We start from the raw sequence: 16582 nt of genomic DNA on the forward strand, positions 1-16582 counted from the left end.
CCTAGTAGGCCCGTATTGATCATGGGATCAGAAGCGGGTGAAATCCGCTTCGTCCGGGGCACTGGCCATGGTGTAGGCGAACGCCTTGCGCTGCGCCGGTGGTTTCGGCTGTGGCGCCTGACGGTTGGGCTTGCTGCCCGGGCTGTCCACGCTGTTGCTTTGAACTGCGGCCTTGGGCGCTGAATCCAGCACGAAAAAGCTCATGGCCTGTTGCAGTTGCTCGGCCTGGCTGCTCATTTCTTCCGCCGTGGCCGCCAGTTCCTCGCTGCTCGAGGCATTTTGCTGGGTTACCTGGTTGAGCTGGGTCATCGCAGTGTTGATCTGCGCGACACCGGCGGCCTGTTCCTCGGACGCGGCGCTGATTTCCTGCACAAGGTCGGACGTCTTGTTGATGGAGGGCACCATTTCGTCGAGCAACTTGCCGGCCTTCTCGGCCATGTCCACGCTGCTGGAGGACAGTTCACCGATTTCCTGGGCGGCAACCTGGCTGCGTTCGGCCAACTTGCGCACTTCGGCGGCCACCACGGCAAACCCCTTGCCGTGCTCGCCGGCCCGAGCGGCCTCGATGGCGGCGTTGAGCGCGAGCAGATTGGTCTGGTAGGCGATGTCATCGATGATGCTGATGCGCTGGGCGATTTTCTTCATCGCCACCACGGTCTGCTGTACCGATTCGCCGCCCTCGGTGGCTTCCTTGGCGGCCTTGCTGGCCATGCCATCGGTGACCTTGGCGTTTTCGGTGTTCTGGTTGATGCTGGCACTCATCTGCTCGACCGACGCACTGGTTTCCTCGACGCTGGCGGCCTGCTCACTGGTGGCCTGGCTCATCGATTGCGCGGTGGCGCTGACCTCCTCGGAGGCGCTGGCCAGGTTGTCGGCGGCGTTACGCACTTCGCCGATGATATGCGCCAGCTTGCCGACCATGTTGCGCATGGCGTTGAGCACCATGCCGGTTTCATCCTTCCCGCCCGGCTCGATGTGCGCGTTGAGGTTGCCTTCGGCCAATTGCTCGGCGGCGCTCGCGGCCTGGCGCAACGGGCGGGAAATGATCCGCGCGATGAACATCGCCAGGCCCAGGCCGATCAACAGGGCGGCGACCAGTACCGCGATGATCGACACCCGTGCGCTTTCATACAGCACGGAACCCTTGTCACCTGCGGCCGTTGCGCCGGCATCATTGAGCTCGACCATTTTCTGCAGACGGGCCGTCACCTCATCGAAATGCCCCTTGGATTCTCCCCTGAGCAAACCGCGCGCCTGGGCTTCCTGGTTCTGGCGAGAAAACTCAAGCACCTGCTTGCTGCTTGCAAGGTAGGCGTCCCAAGCGCTTTTCACGCTGGCCAGGAGTTGCCGATCTTCATCGTTCGACAGCAATTGCTCGTAGGTGCCCATGCGGGTTTCGAACTGTTGGCGCGCGTCGGCGGCTTCGCGTTCGGCCTGGGCCTTTTCCTCGGCAATCTCGGTGCCGATGTGGCGGTTCTCTTTCAAGCGATAGTTGGCGGCAAAAAAGCGCATGCCTGCCGCGGCACGCATGGAGGGCATCCAGTTGCCCTTGATGTCCTGGGCGGCCTGGTTGACGGCACCGAGCTGGAGGATGGCGAAGCCGCCCATGGCCCCAGTGAGCGCCAGGACCACCAGGAATGAACAGATCAACTTGGTGGAAATCTTAAGATCGTAGAACCATTTCATCGGGGAACCTCCATGGAATTGCAAATGCGTCAGCGAGCGACGGCCGGTGGCGACTGAGGCGCCTGGGCCGTGCGGGCTTCCAGTTGTACGATTTGGTTGAGCAGTACCGGTACATCCAGGATCAGGGCCACCGCGCCGCTGCCCAATATGGTCGAGCCGCTGATGCCACGCAGTGCACCGAACAACTTGCCCAGGGGTTTGATCACGGTCTGGAACTCGCCGAGCAGGTCATCCACCACCAGCCCGGCCTTATGCTCGGCGTAACGCACCACCACCACATTCTGGCGTCGGGTCGCGGGGCCTTCGTGGCTGAAGTGGTCGCGCAGGTGCACCAACGGCAACACCTCGCCACGCAGGTCCAGATAACCCGTGTCGCGACTGGACTGGCGCTGCTGTTCATCCAGCTCGATACACTCCTGGACCATGTCCAGGGGAATCACGTAGGTGGATTGGTCGATGCCGACCAGGAACCCATTGATGATCGCCAGGGTCAGCGGCAAGCGAATGCGCACCACGGTGCCCTGGCCGGGACGGCTGTCGAGGTCGACGGTGCCGCGCAACAAGGTGATATTGCGCTTGACCACGTCCATGCCGACACCGCGCCCGGACAGGTTGGTCACCGCCTCGGCGGTGGAGAACCCCGCCTCGAAGATCAGGTTGTAGATCTCCTGGTCGTTGAGCACCGCACCGCTGGCCACCAGCCCGCGTTCCTGGGCCTTTTGCAGGATGCGTTCGCGGTTGAGGCCGGCGCCGTCGTCGGCGATCTCAATGACGATGCTCCCCGAGTCGTGGTAGGCATTGAGGCTCAGATGCCCCTTGGCCGACTTGCCGGCCGCACGCCGCGCATCGGCGCTTTCGATGCCGTGGTCCATGGCGTTGCGCAACAGGTGCATCAGCGGGTCGCCGATCTTCTCGACCACGGTCTTGTCCAGTTCGGTTTCCGCGCCGCTGATGCTCAGTTCGATGTCCTTGCCCAGTTCCTGGCTGATATCGCGCACCACGCGGCGGAAGCGGTTGAATGTGTCGCCGATGGGGATCATGCGCAAATGCAGGGCGCCATCGAGGATCTCTTCCACCAGCCCCGAGACTGTCGAGGAGGCCTCGTGCAACGGGTCGTTGTTACAGGACCGGGCCAGCAGGCTCGCGCCGGCGCTGGCGATGACCAGTTCGCCAACCAGATTGATCAACTCGTCGAGCTTGTCAGCGTTGACGCGCACGTAATTGCCGTCGCGGGTTTTCGCCTCGCTGGCTGCCGGACGCTGGGGGGCGGCGGTCACAAGGCCCGGCTCGACCGGCGTGACCAACTCGCCAGCAATGGCCGCTGTGCTGTCGGGCGCTTCGTCGACGGCACTGATGTGCACTTCACAGTCGTCACGCACAAAGTCGAACACTTCGTTGAGGGTGGCGTGGCTGGCCATCGAGCGCAGGTCGATCTCGAAACCCAGGTAGCAGCTTTCCGGGTCCCAGCTGTCCATGGGCGGGATGCTGTCGGTCAGGGTGGCGACCTGTATCAACTGCCCCAAGGTCTCGAGGTAGCGCAGAAATGACAGCGGGTCCATGCCATTACGGAACACATCCGTGCCGAAGCGCAGGGAAATATGCCAAAGCACTTCGACCGCCACGTCGTCGGTCACCTCGGCGGTTTCGACGCTGGCAACGGCGGTTCGCATCGGCTGGTAGGCACTCAGCGCCTCGCGCAATGCCTCGCCGCGCTCCAGAGCGGCAGGGGTCGGCACCTCACCGCGGTTGGCGACCACTTCGACCAGTTCGAGTATGTGGTCGCCGCACTTGAGCAGCAGCGCGATCAAGGCGGCGTCCACCGCCACACTGCCTTCGCGCAGGCGGTCAAGCACGTCTTCGACGATATGCGTGAACCCCACGATCGACGCCAGGCCGAAAAGGCCCGCCGAACCCTTGATGGTGTGCGCGGCGCGGAAAATCGCGCCGATGGCATCCTGGTCGCCGGGCTCGCTTTCCAATTGCAGCAGGGATTGCTCCATGGCCTGCAACAGCTCGCGAGCCTCTACGATGAATGTCTGCTGTGCCTGATCGAGATTAATGCTCACCGTGACTTTCCTTGTCGATCAAAAACATGGGAAGCGCTGACTATGAGGCCGCGCTGCGACACAGTTGGAGCGCCTGCGTGACCGCCTGGCTCTGGCCGGTCACGCTCAAGGCTATGCCGGCATTACTGGCCTCTCGTCGGATAACCGCGAGCAACTGCAAGCCGGCGCCATCCATCTCTGTGACCTGCGACAGGTCCAGCTCCAGGCGTGGCGCCGCGCCCATCTGCGGCAGCAGCGCCGCCGCCAGTTCCGCTACGGTGTAGATCGTAAGCTCGCCGTCAATGCGCACCTGGGCAGTGTCGTCGAGTGTTTCAGTGGTAATCGGCATGGGAGCCTCCCTGGCGCCGGGATCAAGGCAGGATCAGTTTAGACACAGCTGCCAACATCTGCGCAGGCTGGAACGGCTTGACCACCCAGGCCTTGGCGCCGGCGGCCTGGCCCTCGGCCTTCTTCGACTCCTGGGACTCGGTGGTGAGCATGATGATCGGGGTGAACTTGTAGTTAGCCAGCTTCTTGACCTCCTTGACGAAGGTGATGCCGTCCATGTTGGGCATGTTCACGTCGCTGATGATCAGGTGCACTTTCTGCCCGGTCAGCTTGCCCAGGGCATCCTTGCCGTCGCTGGCCTCGATGACGTCATAACCGGCGCTTCTCAAGGCTATGCCGACCACTTGCCGCACGCTGCTGGAGTCGTCGACCACTAATACATTCTTCGCCATGATGTGCTCCTAAAAGAAGGTGATGTCTTGAGAATTCTGCTGCACGGCCGCCTCTCCATGGTGCAGGCGCCGTTGCTCGTCGGTGGCATAGGTGGCTTCCATGCGCGCCAGCCATTGGCGGGCGTCGACGGCCACCGGCTGGTCCGGGGCCTGGCTGGCCTGCAGGAGGTGCTCATGCAGGGCGTGCATGTTGTCGCGCACGTGGCTGAGGATCTGGCTGACCCGGTCCTGGAATTGCAGGTTGACCAGCACTTCGGTCATCTCATCCCGGATGCCGTAGCTTTCCTGCTTGAGCAGGTCGGCGGAGTCGGCCAGGCGCCCGGTGATGTTCTGGAAGCGTTCGAGCACTACTTGAATACTGTTTTCGGACTCGGCCACCGAATGGCTGTCCTGGTCGGCACTGCTGGACGCGGCCTGGACCAATTGCGTAATGGCGTTGTTGATGATGTCGACCTTGGCCGACATCTGCTGGCCGGTTTCACTGGATTTGCTCGACAGGCTGCGCACCGCGTCGGCCACCACCGCAAAACCGCGCCCGGCCTCACCGGCACGCGCCGCCTCGATGGCGGCGTTGAGGGCCAGCAGGTTGGTTTGCGCGGCAATCGCCGCCACATCGGCGGCCATGGTCCGCAGTTCGCCGGTATAGGCGGTCAGGCTGCGGACCTGGGCCAGGGTCTGGTCACGGCTGGTTTGGGTTGCCTTGAGCGAATTGATCACCTGGCTCAGCTCGCTGTCACTGCGTGCCAGCACCTCAAGCGCGCCGTCGGCGGCCTGCCCGTCCAGTTCACCGGCCGCGTGCTGCGAGGCTTGTACCGTCTCCTGCAATCGTGCGGCGATCCCGGTGAAACGGTTGGCCAGGCTCACGATCGCTTCTTCGGTCTGATGGCGCGAGCTTTCCACCTGCTTGGCCCAGATGGGCATGGCGCCCAGCAATACCTCGTCGAGTTGGGCACGAGAGGCCATGCCGTCGTGCACCGCGTGCGCATCTGACTGTTCCGCCAGTGCAAGCGCTTGCAGCATCGCGTTGCGCTGCGAACTCGCGCTCCAGGCACAGGCACCGAGGCCGATCAGCACCAGTACCGTGCAGGCCAGCAGATTGGCCGGCGAGGTTGATTGCACGAGTATCCACAACACGGCGGGCACGACCGGGATCAAAGCGAACCAGCGAAAACGTGGATAAACGGGAAGAGGCAGGCGGCTGGATTGGCGCTGGGGCATGAGTTCGATCCTTGAACGTTGTTGCGGATGTAAGTGACATAGTTGTTATCTGCGCTGTAACTTGCAACTTGAGGTGACTTAGGTGCCTTCCGTCTGGTTTATGAACCGTGGGTGACAGATCGGTCAGTTCTGGGTCCTTGTTCCTGAAGGATCAGCGGTGGTTTACCGAACAGGGGGTTGTCGCAGCGCTGGCTAGCGAGTCTGTCTTTCAGGCTGAAAAATCTCTTTGTGGTGAGGGCGGTTGGTTCCGTGGCGGCCTCTGGGCCGACCATGTCGTTGGGTTTGACCGAGTACATATCCGTTGCTGCGGTCACGGCTGCCTACGGTTCCGCCCTTACGGCGGGTCACTTTGGAAAAGCCCCAAAGTAACCAAAGGGCTCTTGCCCCACCACTCGGTACCTCGCCTAGGCTCGGTATGCCCGAACGAAGGCTTGAATCCGTGGGCCGCCGTCATGGGCCATCCCTGGCCCAGGACGGCTAACCCGGCGTCCTGCCGGGTTACCCACGGATTCAAGCCTGCGTTCGGCCAGCGTGGTTAACGGGGCGACTGAGATCAAGATCAAAAGCCAGAGCCAGAGCCAGAGCCAGAGCCAGAGCCAGAGCCAGAGCCAGAGCCAGAGCCAGAGCAGATCAAAAGATTGCTGACTTCGTCAGCGGTTAAGGAAGTAGAAGCCACACCGCGTACGCTTCAAAGATCAGGTCGGCTTTAAGGCCGCCTCGCTTTGGCTTTTGATCTAAAATCGCCCCGTCAAACACGCTGGCCGAACGCAGGCTTTGGAGCGTGGGTAACCCGGCAGGACGCCGGGTTAGCCGCGCTGGGCCAGGGATGGCCCATCGCGGCGGCCCACGCTCCAAAGCCGGAGTGAGGACACACCGAGCCTAGGCGAGGTGCCGAGTGTTGGGGCGAAGACCTTTTGGTTACTTTTGGGTCTTTCCAAAAGTGACCCGCTGTAAGAGCGGAACCATAGGCAGCCGTGACCGCAGCAACGGATATGTACTCGGTCAACTCCAAATACATGGTCGGCCCGAAGGCCGCCACGGAAGCAAGCTCCCTCGCCACAGACCACTGAAAATTGTGTAGACACCCATACTCAGGATTGCCTGACCACCGCGCGTCATCGGTCACAGAGCTGCGCCTTCATGTTTGCACCAAAACAAAACGGCACCTGGGTGCCGTCTTGTGGTTCACGCCCGGGCACGTTTACTTACGCGCGGCCTCCCACTGCTTGAGCAGGTCGCCGTAGGCCACGGTCTCGCCTTTCGGTTTCTCGTTGGCCAGTTTCGGTTTCGGCGCGCCCGGCTGGTCGAACCAGTATTGCGCGTCACGCTCGGGGTTCATTTTCGGGCCGCACACCGGCTGCACCTTGGAGCGTTCCAGGCGCGTCATGATCGCGTCCTGCTCCTTGGCCAGGTTGTCGAGGGCCTGTTGCGGGGTTTTCTCGCCGCTGGCGGCGGCGGCGATGTTGCTCCACCACAGTTGCGCCAGACGTGGGTAGTCCGGCACGTTGGTGCCGGTCGGGGTCCACTCGACCCGCGCCGGGCTGCGGTAGAACTCCACCAGGCCACCGAGTTTCGGCGCCATGTCGGTCATGGCCTGGGAGTTGATATCGGACTCACGAATCGGCGTCAGGCCGACGATGGTTTTCTTCAGGGACACGGTTTTCGAGGTGACGAACTGCGCGTACAACCAGGCCGCGAGTTTCTGCTTCTCCGGCGTCGACTTGAGGAAAGTCCAGGAACCCACGTCCTGGTACCCCTTCTTCATGCCTTTTTCCCAATACGGTCCGACCGGCGACGGCGCCATGCGCCATTTCGGCGTGCCGTCGGCGTTCACCACCGGCAGGCCCGGCTTGGTCATGTCGGCGGTAAACGCGGTGTACCAGAATATCTGCTGGGCGATGTTGCCCTGGGACGGCACCGGGCCGGATTCGGAGAAGGTCATGCCCGCCGCTTCCGGGGGGGCGTAGGCTTTCATCCAGTCCACGTATTTCTGCGTGGCGAACACCGCCGCCGGGCCGTTGGTGTCGCCGCCACGGGTGACGCTGGAGCCCACCGGGTGGCAGTCCTCCACGCGGATGCCCCACTCGTCCACCGGCAAGCCGTTGGGCAGGCCCTTGTCGCCGCCACCGGCCATGGAGAACCAGGCATCGGTGAAGCGCCAGCCCAGGGACGGGTCTTTCTTGCCGTAGTCCATGTGCCCATAGATGCGCTTGCCGTCGATTTCCTTGACGTCTTCACTGAAGAATTTGGCGATGTCTTCATAGGCCGACCAATTCACCGGCACGCCGAGGTCATAGCCGTATTTTTCCTTGAACTTGGCTTTCAGTTCGGGACGCTCGAACCAGTCGGCGCGGAACCAGTAGAGGTTGGCAAACTGCTGGTCGGGCAGCTGGTAGATCTTGCCGTCCGGCGCGGTGGTGAAGGAGATGCCGATAAAGTCCTTGATATCCAGGGTTGGCGAGGTAAAGGCCTTGCCTTCGTTGGCCATCAGGTCGGTGATGGATTCGGTCTTGCCATAACGAAAGTGCGTACCGATCAAGTCGGAATCGTTGACCCAGCCGTCATAGATATTCTTGTCGGACTGCATCTGGGTTTGCAGTTTCTCCACCACGTCGCCTTCCTGCAGCAGGTCGTGGGTCAGCTTGATGCCGGTGATTTCGCTGAAGGCCTTGGCCAGCACCTTGGATTCGTACTCGTGGGTGGTGAGGGTTTCCGACACCACGTTGATCTTCATCCCACGGAACGGTTCGGCGGCCTTGATAAACCACTTCAACTCCTCCACCTGCTGGTCGGCCGTGAGGGTCGACGGCTTGAACTCGCTGCCGATCCATTTCTTCGCCGCATCTTCATACGCATCAGCCCAGGCCGAAGCGCTCAAACCGCTGAGGGCCAGTACGGCGGCCAATGAAATGCTATGTCGCAGCTTATTGTTTTTATTCAACATAGAGACCTCCTGGTTAATTTCAAAAAGGACTACAAACGCCACAACCCTCTGTAGGAGCGAGCTTGCTCGCGAAAAACCCGAGGACACCGCGTACATCCAGAATGCCCGCGTTATCGTTGGCGATTTTCGCGAGCAAGCTCGCTCCTACAAGGTGTCGGGGCACTAGCCCCAACGCATCACACTCAACAGCCATACCAGGGAGAGCGCGGACGCTACCCAGATGCTCCAGTCGGTAACGCCGATCACCAGCAAATGCAGGTAGGCGCTGCCGAGAAGACCGATAAACAAGCGATCACCACGGGTGGTGCTGATCGGCAGGACGCCGCGCCGCGGAATGCTCGGCGAGCGCAGCTCCCAGGTGGTCATGCCCGCCAGAATCAGGGCAATGCCGCCAAAGAACAGTGCAGTGGGGGTGGTCCAGGCCATCCATTCCATCATCGACTCCTCAGACCCGGCCCAGGGCAAAGCCCTTGGCCACATGGTTGCGAACAAACCAGATCACCAGCATGCCGGGCAGGATGGTCAACACCCCCGCCGCTGCCAGCACCCCCCAATCGATACCCGACGCCGACACCGTGCGGGTCATCACCGCGGCGATGGGCTTGGCGTTGACCGAGGTCAGGGTGCGCGCCAGCAGCAGCTCGACCCAGGAAAACATGAAGCAGAAAAACGCGGTCACACCGATGCCGGAGCCGATCAACGGGATAAAAATCTTCACGAAGAACTTGGGAAAACTATAGCCGTCGATGTAGGCGGTTTCGTCGATTTCCTTGGGCACCCCCGACATGAAGCCCTCCAGGATCCACACCGCCAGCGGTACGTTGAACAGGCAGTGGGCCAAGGCCACGGCGATGTGCGTGTCGAACAGGCCGATGGACGAATACAGCTGGAAAAACGGCAGCAGGAACACCGCGGGTGGCGCCATGCGGTTGGTCAGCAGCCAGAAGAACAGGTGCTTGTCACCCAGGAAGCGGTAGCGCGAGAAGGCATAGGCTGCCGGCAACGCCACGCTCAGGGAAATCACCGTGTTCAGGCTCACGTAGTACAGCGAGTTGAGGTAACCGGTGTACCAGCTGGGGTCGGTGAAGATCACCTTGTAGTTGGCCAGGGTGAAATCCTGCGGAAACAGGGTCAGCCCGCCGAGGATTTCGGTGTTGCTCTTGAAGGACATGTTCAGCAGCCAGTAGATCGGCACCAGCAGGAACAGGATGTAGATCAGCAGCGGAATAACCTTGCGCTTGCTCATGTTGGCGGCCTCAGCGGTTGGCGTCGGAGTGGGTCATAGCGGTGTAGAACAGCCAGGACACCAACAGGATGATCAGGAAGTACACCAGGGAAAACGCCGCCGCCGGGCCCAGGTCGAATTGGCCTACGGCCATCTGGGTCAGCGTCTGACTGAGGAACGTCGTGGCATTCCCCGGCCCGCCCCCCGTGAGGACGAAGGGCTCGGTGTAAATCATGAAACTGTCCATGAAGCGCAGCATCACCGCGATCAGCAGCACGCTTTTCATCTTCGGCAACTGGATATGCCGGAACACCGCCCACGCCGAAGCCCGATCGATACGTGCGGCCTGGTAGTACACATCCGGGATCGCTCGCAGCCCGGAATAACACAGCAGCGCCACCAGTGAGGTCCAGTGCCACACATCCATCACCAGCACGGTGACCCAGGCGTCCATGGTGTTGGCCGCATAGTTGTAGCTGATGCCCAGGGCGTTGAGGCTGTAGCCCAGCAGACCGATATCGGCACGGCCGAAAATCTGCCAGATGGTGCCCACCACGTTCCACGGAATCAGCAACGGAATGGCGAGGATGATCAGCACCAGCGACGACCAGCGGCCCTTGGTCGGCATGGTCAGGGCGATGGCGATACCCAGGGGGATTTCGATCAGCAGCACGCAAGCCGAATAGATGAACTGGCGCAGCAGCGAGTCATGCAGGCGTGGGTCGAGCAGCACCTGCTTGTACCAGTCGGCGCCGACGAAGTAGCGGCTGGACTGGTCGAAGATGTCCTGCACCGAATAGTTGACCACCGTCATCATCGGGATCACCGCACTGAACGCCACCAGCAGGAACACCGGCAACACCAGCCACCAGGCCCTGTTGTTCTGCACCTTGTTCATGGCTGCACCTCCAGCAGGTAGTCGTCGGCATACACCATCAGCCACTGCGCGGGAAAGCTGATGGACGCCCTGCCCTCGGGCACCGGTTTGTCTTCGGCCAGGCGCACCTTGAGGGTGGCGCCGTCAAGGTTGAGGGTCATGATCTTGTAGGTGCCGAGGTCTTCGAGGTGAGTGACATCGGCCTGCAGGGCGTCAGGGTTGTACTCGTCCCACACGTGAATGAATTCCGGGCGGATCCCCACCTGCAGCGTCTTGTAGTCGCTGCCGGCAATGCGTTGCTGCAAGGCCTCGGATAACGGCAGAAGCGTACCGGCAAAGCGCACACCGCCGGCCTCGGCCTGCACTTCGATCAGATTCATCCCAGGGCTACCGATGAAATAGCCGACAAAGGTGTGGCTGGGCCGTTCGAACAACTCACGGGGCGTGCCGAACTGCACGATCTGCCCGCCGTACATCACCGCGATCTTGTCGGCGAAAGTCGAGGCCTCAAGCTGGTCATGGGTGACGTAGACCATGGTGATATTGAACTGCTCATGGATCTGCTTGAGCTTGCGCCGCAGCTTCCACTTCAGGTGCGGGTCGATCACCGTCAGCGGTTCGTCAAAGAGGATGGCCGACACGTCATCCCGCACCAGGCCACGGCCCATGGAGACTTTCTGTTTTTCGTCGGCGGTGAGGTTGCGGGCTTTTTTGCTCAGCAGGTTTTGCAGGTCGAGGACTTCGGCAATTTCCTGCACCTTGCTGTGAATTTTCGCCTCGGCCATGCCTTGGTTTCGCAGGGGAAAGGCCAGGTTATCGAACACGGTCATGGTGTCGTACACCACCGGGAACTGGAACACCTGGGCGATGTTGCGTTTTTCCGGGGTGAGGTCATTGACCACTTTGCTATCGAACAGCACCTGCCCTTCGGACGGGCTCAGCAGGCCGGAGATGATATTGAGCAACGTCGACTTGCCGCAGCCCGACGGCCCGAGCAAGGCGTAGGCACCGCCCTGCTCCCACACGTGGTTCATTGCCCGGATGGCGTAGTCCTCAGGGCCGCTCGGCGTGGGACTGTAGCTGTGCGCCAGGTTCTGCAAATGGATCTCGGCCATCAGGCAACCCTCGCGACGCGGCGCCCGGGGGCCTGGACCAAACGGCCCTGGCCATCGAACACAAACAGTTTATGGGTGGGGATGTACACGCGGATCGGCGCGTCGACGTCGTACTCATGCACCCCCGGCAGGTGCAGCACCAGCAGGAAATGCTCGCTGCGCACATGCAGGAAGGTTTCCGAGCCGCTGATCTCGGCGACTTCCACGGTCACCGCCAGTTCGAGGTCGTCGTCGTTGCTCGGCACCAGGCTGATATGGCTGGGGCGCACACCAAAGCGGAATTCGCCTTCGCCGATGGGACGCAGGTCAACGTTCAGCGGGAAGTGCACGAAATTGGCGAAGCTCACCTCGTTACCGCTGATACGTCCCGGCATCAGGTTGATCGGCGGCTCGGAAAACAGCTCGGCGGCCAACACGGTCTGTGGCTGGTGATACACCTCGGCGGCCTTGCCGCTCTGGATCACCCGGCCTTCGTGAAGAATGGTGGTGGTGCCGCCCAGGGCCAGGGCCTCGTTGGGCTCGGTGGTGGCGTAGATGGCGATGGTGTGCCGCGCCTTGAACAGCTCGCGCATTTCCTGACGCAGCTCTTCGCGCAATTTGTAGTCCAGGTTCACCAGTGGCTCGTCGAACAAGATCAGTTCGGCGTCTTTCACCAACGCGCGGGCCATGGCCGTGCGTTGCTGCTGGCCACCGGACAGCTCCAGCGGGTGACGTTGCAGGAACTTCTCGATGCGCAGCATCCGCGCGGTTTCCAGCACCTTGCTCTGGATCAGCTCGTTGGACACACCGGCCTGGCGCAACGGCGAGGCGATGTTTTCGAACACGGTCATGGTCGGGTAGTTGATGAACTGCTGATACACCATCGACACGTTGCGCAGGCGCACCGGTTTGTGGGTGACATCCACGCCGTTCATCAGGATGCGCCCGCTGTCGGGCTTGTCCAGGCCCGCCATCAGGCGCATCAGGCTGGTCTTGCCGGACAGGGTGCGACCAAGCAAGACGTTGAAGGAGCCGGCTTCGAAGCGCAGGTTGGCGTCGTCGATCCAGGTTTGGCCTTCGACGACGCGGGAGACATGTTCCAGGGTCAATGACATGACACGACCTTTTTATTATTGGAATGAATCTGGCCAGTCGTCAGAGCGAGTTTCATGCCAAAAACGGCAGGTGCTTGATCCGCAAGGAAATGGGTGAAACGGGATGTTCAGGAGCGAACAGAAATGAACAGGTCTGGCTGAACAACTGAACAATCCGGGGGTTGACAATGAACAGTTATGAACAACACTCTTTGAACCCGATTGACGTGGTTGCATCCGTTGATTGTGCAAGACCCCAAAACAATAAAAAGAAGGTCGCCCCATGGCCGAACCCCTGGCTCACGACACCCTTATCCAGGAATCCTGGCGCCGTTGCCGCGCCTTCGGCCTGGACCACCAGAGCACGCCCAGCTTCGATCAACTGCCCGCCGAGGGCATCAGCCAATTGCTGGAAAGCCAGCATTCCCTGGTGCAGACCACGCACCAGGAAGTCCTGCCCTACTACGAAAACATCCTGAGCAATTCCAACTGCCTGATCATGCTGGCCGACAACCAGGGCCAGGTGCTGACCAGTTGGGGCACCCAGCGCTTTATCGAGCCCAAGCTGGCCCGGGGGTTCAGCGCCGGCGCCAGCTGGATGGAGCGTTCCAGCGGCACCAATGCCATCGGCACCGCACTGGCCTGTGCCCAGGCGGTGCATATCGAACATGACGAACACTTCCTCAAGGCCAACCGCTTCATGACCGGCTCGGCAGCACCGATCTTCGATGCCCAGCGCGAAATCATCGCGGTGCTGGATGTCTCCAGTGACAGCTACCTGCCGCCCTCCCACACCCTGGGCATGGTCAAGATGATGAGCCAGACCGTGGAGAATCGGCTGATCCTCAACCTGTTTCGCGGTGAGCATTTCCAACTGACCTTCAACACCGGCCTGAGCAACCTCGACAGCCAATGGGCGGGCCTGCTGATCTTTGACGAGAGCGGCCAGGTGCTCTCGGCCAACCGCCGGGCCGACAACCTGTTGGGCATCAGCCTGTCGCGGGTGATGATCGACAGTTTGTTCAAGGTGTCGCTGCTGGAGTTGCTCAATCAACCGGAGGGCCTGCCCTTTTCGTTGCAGGCGGCGGGACGCAATCGCTTCCAGTGCCTGCTGAAGCGACCGAAGCAGATGCCGGTGCAGGCCCGCGTGTTCAGCGAACCCGTTGCGCCAAAGCCCGCCGCGATTGGTTTGAAGACCCTGCACTTTGGCGATGTGCGCGTGGAAAAAGCCGTGCGCCAGGCCGAGCGTTTGCTGGAGAAGGACATCCCGCTGCTGATCCACGGCGAAACCGGCGTGGGCAAGGAAGTCTTCGTCAAGGCCCTGCACCAGGCCAGTTCCCGCAGCCAGCAGGCGTTTATCGCGGTGAACTGTGCGGCGATTCCCGCCGAGCTGGTGGAATCGGAACTGTTCGGCTACGAAAAAGGCGCGTTCACCGGCGCCAACCAGAAAGGCAGCATTGGCCTGATCCGCAAGGCCGACAAGGGCACGCTGTTCCTCGATGAAATCGGCGACATGCCGCTGCCGACGCAAGCGCGCCTGTTGCGGGTATTGCAGGAGCGTTGTGTGCAGCCGGTGGGCAGCAGCGAGTTGTTCCCGGTGGATTTGCGCATCATCTCGGCCACTAACCGGGCCTTGCGCGAGCAGGTCCAGGCCGGGCGCTTTCGCGAGGACTTGTACTACCGCATCGGCGGCCTGACCCTTGAATTGCCACCGCTACGCGAGCGCAGCGACAAACGGGCGCTGTTCCAGCAACTGTGGCAGCAACACCGGGAGCCAGGCCAGTGGGCCGGGCTCAGCGCCGAGGTGCTGGCACTGTTCGAACAGCACCCGTGGCCCGGCAACCTGCGCCAGGTGAGCAGCGTGCTGCAGGTGGCGCTGGCGATGGCCGAGGAACAGCCGATCCGCCCGGAGCATCTGCCGGACGATTTTTTTGTCGATTTGAACGTGACGGCGCCACTGCCCGACAGTGAACACCTGGATGCCAGCATCGACCTGACCCAGCGCTTGAAGGCCGCTGGCGGGAATATTTCCCACCTGGCGCGGGAGCTGGGGGTGAGCCGCAACACCCTGTACAAGCGCCTGCGCCAGAACGAACGCTAGCGCGGCTTGACCACCACCAGCAGGTCGGTGAAGTACTCCACCTGGATCGGCAGGTTATCCGCCAGGGTCGACAGCGCCGCCGCCGTGTCATCCAGCTTGAACACCCCCGTCACCCGCAGGTTCTGCAAGGCCTGGGGGTCGAAGCGCAGCAGGCCGTGGCGGTAGCTGGCCAGGGTTTGCAGCACTTCGCTCAGGGGTTGGTCGTTGACCTTGAGCAGGCCACGGGTCCAGGCGTCCGGGTCGGTGTCGTCGGTGGCCTGGGGCGATTGGGCGCGACCATGGTCGAGGATCGAACGCTGGCCGGCAGTGACCTTGACCCCTTCGCTGCTGTCCCCTTTGACTGCCACGGTGGACTCGATCACCGTCACCACCGTCGTGCCGTCTGGCGCGCGCTTGACCAAATAACGCGTGCCCAGTGCCGTCGCCGTGCCTTGGTCGGTACGCACCACGAAGGGCCGCGTCGCATCCTTGGCCACGTCGACCCAGAGCTCGCCTTGCAGCAGTTCGATCACCCGTTGGTGGCCGTCGAATTTCACGTCCACCGCCGAGTTGCTGTTGAGTTGCAACTGGCTGCCGTCTTCAAGGACGATCTGGCGCCGCTCGCCCACGTCGGTGCGCTGGTCGGCCATCCACACCGGCAGGTGCGTAAGGCCCAGCCAGCCGCAGAGTAATACGCCGAGCACGCCCATCGCCTGGGCACCGCGCGCGCGACGCGGGGCAAATGCGCGGTTCAGGGCCACGCGTGCGGGTTGTGCAGGCAAGGCATCGAGGCTTCCCCACAGCGCGCGCATGCGGTCGATGGCGACGGCGTGACGAGGGTCGGCCTGGCACCAGGCGTTGAAGGCCTGACGCTCGGCGTCGCTGACCTCTTCGTCGTGCAGGCGGGTCAGCCAATTCGCCGCTTGCTGGATGATCTGTTCGGAATTCATGCCAGCGGGTCTGCCGCGTGCAGGCTGTGGTAGCAGTGCACCAGGGCGCTGGAGATGTAGTTTTTGACGGTACTGGCAGACACGTCCAGGCGCGTGGCGATTTCGCTGTAGGTCAACCCGTCCAAGCGACTCAACAGGAAGGCTTCGCGGGCCTTGGCGGGCAAGCCGGCAAGCATTTCGGCGATGCGTTCCAGGGCTTGCAGGGCGATATGGATCGCGGCCGGGTCGGGCATGCCGGCGTCCTCGCTCTGGATCACCAGGGCTTCCATGTAGGCTTTTTCAATGCGTCGACGCCGGGCGCCATCGATCAGCAAACGCCCCGCCGTGGTGGCCAGGAAGGCCCGGGGTTCCTGGATATTTTGCGGCTCGGCCAGCATCAGCACGCGGATGAAGGCATCGTGGGCCAGGTCGGCGGCGTGCTGGGAACACCCCAGTTTTCGGCGCAGCCAGCCATGCAACCAGCCGTGGTGCTCGCGGTACATCGCCGTAAGGGTCTGCTGACGCACTGAATCGCCCAGCGCGGCCGGAATGTCATGCATGCGCAAAAGAGTCTCAAATGGGAAGAGTTACCAATTGCGCAAACAATGCCAGTAAAACGGTGTAGGAGCAAGGCCCTCCCCGTCGCAGCC

14 protein-coding genes are annotated in these 16582 nt (G+C 61.9%); 1 reads left to right on the top strand and 13 read right to left on the bottom strand.

What is annotated here, in order from left to right; genetic code table 11:
- Window positions 1-27 precede the first annotated feature (27 nt).
- The 11 genes from BLW22_RS17095 to BLW22_RS17155 all read right to left on the bottom strand — a co-directional run bounded on the left by BLW22_RS17095 (window position 28) and on the right by BLW22_RS17155 (window position 12944).
- On the bottom strand, window positions 28-1686 hold the full coding sequence (locus BLW22_RS17095; protein ID WP_065924562.1) for a methyl-accepting chemotaxis protein: 1659 nt from the start codon (window positions 1684-1686) through the stop codon (window positions 28-30).
- 29 nt (window positions 1687-1715) lie between these two features.
- On the bottom strand, window positions 1716-3752 hold the full coding sequence (locus BLW22_RS17100) for a chemotaxis protein CheA (RefSeq protein ID WP_074847101.1): 2037 nt from the start codon (window positions 3750-3752) through the stop codon (window positions 1716-1718).
- Window positions 3753-3792: 40 nt separating this feature from the next.
- Window positions 3793-4080 (bottom strand): STAS domain-containing protein, encoded by a 288-nt coding sequence (locus BLW22_RS17105; RefSeq protein WP_074847102.1) that lies wholly within the window; start codon window positions 4078-4080, stop codon window positions 3793-3795.
- 22 nt (window positions 4081-4102) lie between these two features.
- Window positions 4103-4471, bottom strand: a complete 369-nt coding sequence (locus BLW22_RS17110; RefSeq protein ID WP_053130151.1) for a response regulator — start codon at window positions 4469-4471, stop codon at window positions 4103-4105.
- A 9-nt stretch (window positions 4472-4480) separates the two neighbouring features.
- Window positions 4481-5689 (bottom strand): methyl-accepting chemotaxis protein, encoded by a 1209-nt coding sequence (locus BLW22_RS17115; RefSeq protein ID WP_074847103.1) that lies wholly within the window; start codon window positions 5687-5689, stop codon window positions 4481-4483.
- Window positions 5690-6890: 1201 nt separating this feature from the next.
- Window positions 6891-8633 (bottom strand): ABC transporter substrate-binding protein, encoded by a 1743-nt coding sequence (locus BLW22_RS17130; RefSeq protein WP_074847104.1) that lies wholly within the window; start codon window positions 8631-8633, stop codon window positions 6891-6893.
- A gap of 162 nt (window positions 8634-8795) precedes the next feature.
- Window positions 8796-9068: a DUF2160 domain-containing protein gene (locus tag BLW22_RS17135; RefSeq protein ID WP_027607297.1), complete on the bottom strand. Its 273-nt coding sequence runs from the start codon at window positions 9066-9068 to the stop codon at window positions 8796-8798.
- Window positions 9069-9078: 10 nt separating this feature from the next.
- Window positions 9079-9879, bottom strand: a complete 801-nt coding sequence (locus BLW22_RS17140) for a carbohydrate ABC transporter permease (RefSeq protein WP_003174634.1) — start codon at window positions 9877-9879, stop codon at window positions 9079-9081.
- A gap of 10 nt (window positions 9880-9889) precedes the next feature.
- On the bottom strand, window positions 9890-10756 hold the full coding sequence (locus BLW22_RS17145) for a carbohydrate ABC transporter permease (protein ID WP_065927120.1): 867 nt from the start codon (window positions 10754-10756) through the stop codon (window positions 9890-9892).
- Window positions 10753-11850 (bottom strand): ABC transporter ATP-binding protein, encoded by a 1098-nt coding sequence (locus tag BLW22_RS17150; RefSeq protein ID WP_065927119.1) that lies wholly within the window; start codon window positions 11848-11850, stop codon window positions 10753-10755. The genes BLW22_RS17145 and BLW22_RS17150 overlap by 4 nt, the downstream gene beginning before the upstream one ends.
- Window positions 11850-12944, bottom strand: coding sequence for an ABC transporter ATP-binding protein (locus BLW22_RS17155; protein WP_027607299.1), 1095 nt, complete (start codon window positions 12942-12944; stop codon window positions 11850-11852). The genes BLW22_RS17150 and BLW22_RS17155 overlap by 1 nt, the downstream gene beginning before the upstream one ends.
- A 262-nt stretch (window positions 12945-13206) precedes the next feature.
- On the opposite strand from BLW22_RS17155, the gene BLW22_RS17160 reads away from it, so the two are divergent.
- A complete protein-coding gene (locus BLW22_RS17160; RefSeq protein ID WP_074847105.1) occupies window positions 13207-15024 on the top strand; it encodes a sigma-54-dependent Fis family transcriptional regulator in 1818 nt (605 codons plus the stop codon).
- On the opposite strand, the gene BLW22_RS17165 is transcribed toward BLW22_RS17160, so the two are convergent.
- Together BLW22_RS17165 and BLW22_RS17170 are read right to left on the bottom strand one after the other, a co-directional pair.
- Window positions 15021-15953, bottom strand: coding sequence for a FecR family protein (locus tag BLW22_RS17165; protein ID WP_074847106.1), 933 nt, complete (start codon window positions 15951-15953; stop codon window positions 15021-15023). The genes BLW22_RS17160 and BLW22_RS17165 overlap by 4 nt on opposite strands.
- A complete protein-coding gene (locus BLW22_RS17170; RefSeq protein ID WP_074847107.1) occupies window positions 15950-16492 on the bottom strand; it encodes a sigma-70 family RNA polymerase sigma factor in 543 nt (180 codons plus the stop codon). The genes BLW22_RS17165 and BLW22_RS17170 overlap by 4 nt, the downstream gene beginning before the upstream one ends.
- Window positions 16493-16582: the final 90 nt, after the last annotated feature.

Origin of the sequence: Pseudomonas marginalis, from assembly GCF_900105325.1 — a bacterium.
In the GTDB taxonomy this organism is placed as follows: Bacteria; Pseudomonadota; Gammaproteobacteria; order Pseudomonadales; family Pseudomonadaceae; genus Aquipseudomonas; species Aquipseudomonas marginalis.